The following is a 3,156-nucleotide window of genomic DNA, read 5'->3' as shown; positions in this document are numbered from 1 at the left end:
GCCCACGAGATCAAGAACCCGCTGACGCCGATCCAGCTCTCGGCCGAACGTATCAAGCGCCGTTACGGCAAGGTGATTACCGAGGACCGCGAGGTTTTCGACCAATGCACCGACACCATCATCCGTCAGGTTGAGGATATCGGCCGTATGGTCGACGAATTCTCGGCGTTCGCGCGCATGCCAAAGCCCGAGATGAAGGCGATAGACCTGCGCGAATCGCTGCGTGAGGCCTCGTTCCTGGTCGAGGTCAGCCGCGCCGACATCACTTTCGAGCGGATATTCGGCACGGAGCCGCTCAAGGGCACTTTCGACAGCCGCCTGATGGCGCAGGCTTTCGGCAATGTGATCAAGAACGCCGCCGAGGCCATCGACGGATTGGAACAGAAGGACGGTTCGCACGGCATAATCCGGATTCAAGCCGGGCGCCAGAATGGTGCGATTCGAATCGACGTCATCGACAATGGCAAAGGCCTGCCGCGCGAGAATCGCCAACGGCTGCTCGAGCCCTACATGACCACACGCGAGAAGGGCACCGGACTTGGCCTCGCTATCGTCAAGAAGATCGTGGAGGACCATGGCGGCAGGCTGGAACTACACGATGCTCCAGCGGACTTCCACGATGGGCGCGGCGCGATGATCAGCATCATCCTGCCGCCTGCGGCCGCAACGGCTCCGCGCGGCGAAAGCAGGGCGGAAAACGAAAGAGAAACTGAAAAGGTCGGTAATGGCGTCTGATATTCTCATCGTCGATGACGAGGAAGACATCCGTGAACTCGTCGCGGGCATACTGAGCGACGAAGGTCACGAAACCCGCACGGCATTCGATGCCGACAGTGCGCTCGCTGCTATAGCTGATCGCGCGCCGCGGCTGATTTTCCTCGATATCTGGCTGCAGGGCTCGCGCCTGGACGGGCTGGCGCTGCTCGACGAGATCAAGACCATGCATCCGACCTTGCCGGTGGTGATGATTTCCGGCCACGGCAACATCGAAACGGCGGTCTCCGCCATCCGTCGCGGCGCCTATGACTTCATCGAAAAACCGTTCAAGGCCGACAGGCTGATCCTTATTGCCGAGCGTGCGCTGGAAACCTCGAAATTGCGGCGCGAGGTTTCCGACCTCAAGCTGCGCAGCGGCGAAACCTTCGATCTGATCGGCATGTCGTCGGCGATGAGCCAGTTGCGCCAGACCATCGAACGCGTCGCGCCGACCAACAGCCGCGTGATGATCATCGGACCGTCTGGCTCGGGCAAGGAATTGGCCGCGCGCGCCATCCACACGCTGTCGGCGCGCAAGAGCGCACCTTTCGTGACGCTGAGCGCCGCCAACATCACGCCCGAGCGCATGGAGATCGAGCTGTTCGGCACCGAATCGAATGGCGTCGAGCGCAAGGTCGGCGCGCTGGAGGAGGCCCATCGCGGTATCCTCTACATCGACGAGGTGGCCGACATGCCGCGCGAGACGCAAAACAAGATCCTGCGCGTGCTGGTCGAGCAGCAGTTCGAGCGGGTAGGGGGAACCAAGCGGGTCAAGGTCGATGTCCGCATCATCTCCTCGACCTCGCAGAACCTCGAAGCGATGATTGCCGACGGGCGTTTCCGCGAGGATCTTTACCATCGCCTCGCGGTGGTTCCGGTCATCGTGCCGGGATTGGCCGAGCGGCGCGAGGATATTCCCTACCTCGTCGACAATTTCATGAAGCAGATCGCCCGCCAGGCCGGCATCAAGCCGCGCCGCATCGGCGACGACGCGCTGGCCGTGCTGCAGGCGCACAACTGGCCGGGCAACGTTCGCCAGCTGCGCAACAATGTCGAGCGCCTGATGATCCTTGCGCGCGGCGACGACGTCGATGCGCCGATCACCGCCGATCTGTTGCCGGCCGAGATCGGAGATGTCATGCCGCGCACGCCGAATCAATCCGACCAGCACATCATGGCGCTGCCGTTGCGCGAAGCGCGTGAGCAGTTCGAGAAGGACTACCTGATCGCCCAGATCAACCGTTTCGGCGGCAACATCTCGAAAACCGCCGAGTTCATCGGCATGGAGCGCTCCGCACTGCACCGCAAGCTGAAGTCGCTGGGCGTCTGACGCGGGTTAGCCGCGCCTGGGCCAAGCATTTGCCGGTTACGGCCGCGGTGGAATCGCATAAGAAAGCCCCAGAATTTCTTAGGGGTTGCCCATGCCGCGCATTGCCTATGTCAACGGGCGCTATGTCACGCACGCCGACGCTGCCGTGCATATCGAGGATCGCGGCTATCAGTTCGCCGACGGTGTCTATGAGGTCTGCGAGGTGGCGCATGGCTTCATCGTCGACATGCCGCGCCATCTGGCGCGGCTGAACCGCTCGCTGACCGAATTGTCGATCGCCTGGCCAGTCACCTCTCACGTGCTGCCGCTTATCCTGCGCGAGGTGGTCAACCGCAACCATGTCGCCAACGGACTGGTCTATGTCCAGGTGACGCGCGGCGTCGCCAGCCGCGACTTTGTCTTCCCTTCCGCAGACACCAAGCCGGCCCTGGTGGTGACCGCCAGGAAGGCCGACCCCGCAGCCGGAGCAAAGCGAGCCGAGACCGGCATCGCGGTCATCACCGTGCCGGAGAACCGCTGGGACCGCGTCGACATCAAGACCGTCGGGCTGCTGCCCAATGTATTGGCCAAGCAGAAGGCAAAGGAGGCCGGTGCGCAGGAAGCCTGGTTCGTCGACGCCGAAGGCAACGTAAAAGAAGGCGGCTCGTCCAATGCCTGGATCGTCACTCGGGACGGCGTCCTGGTCACTAGGCCGGCCGAGCACGGCATCCTGCGCGGCATCACCCGCACGACCATGTTCGAAGTGGCGGCCAAGCTCGGCCTGAAGATCGAGGAGCGCGGCTTTTCCGTCGCCGAGGCCAAGGCGGCACGCGAGGCGTTCATCAGCTCCGCAACGACACTCGCCATGCCGGTGGTGGCTATCGACGGCGATACGGTCGCCAATGGGCACCCTGGCTCAATAACACTTTCCTTGCGGCAGGCCTTTTTTGACATTGCGGAAAAAAGTCCAGCCTGATAACCGCACAGGTGGAATGAACATCAATATATCTCGTTCTGCTTGTCGTTACTGACGACAAGACGGTGTTTGCGAGCTTGACATGCGCCCGTTAATTTGGCGCATTGGCTTGCAA

At 62.2% G+C, this 3,156-nt stretch carries 3 protein-coding genes; all 3 read left to right on the top strand.

The window, feature by feature from the left end:
* A partial coding sequence (locus EOC06_RS42745; RefSeq protein WP_245469720.1) for a PAS domain-containing sensor histidine kinase occupies positions 1-735 on the top strand: 735 nt, incomplete at its 5' end.
* The gene (locus tag EOC06_RS17720) at positions 725-2,086 is read left to right on the top strand and encodes a sigma-54 dependent transcriptional regulator (RefSeq protein ID WP_023812026.1); all 1,362 of its coding nucleotides are present in this window, start codon (positions 725-727) and stop codon (positions 2,084-2,086) included. The genes EOC06_RS42745 and EOC06_RS17720, both read left to right, overlap by 11 nt.
* A gap of 91 nt (positions 2,087-2,177) precedes the next feature.
* Positions 2,178-3,041 (top strand): D-amino-acid transaminase, encoded by an 864-nt coding sequence (locus EOC06_RS17715; protein ID WP_127267299.1) that lies wholly within the window; start codon positions 2,178-2,180, stop codon positions 3,039-3,041.
* Positions 3,042-3,156: the final 115 nt, after the last annotated feature.

The organism is Mesorhizobium sp. M7A.F.Ca.MR.362.00.0.0 (assembly GCF_004023175.1).
Taxonomy (GTDB): Bacteria; Pseudomonadota; Alphaproteobacteria; order Rhizobiales; family Rhizobiaceae; genus Mesorhizobium.
The sequence above is the reverse complement of the archived record's forward strand: the minus strand, read 5'-3'. Positions and strand labels throughout refer to the sequence as shown.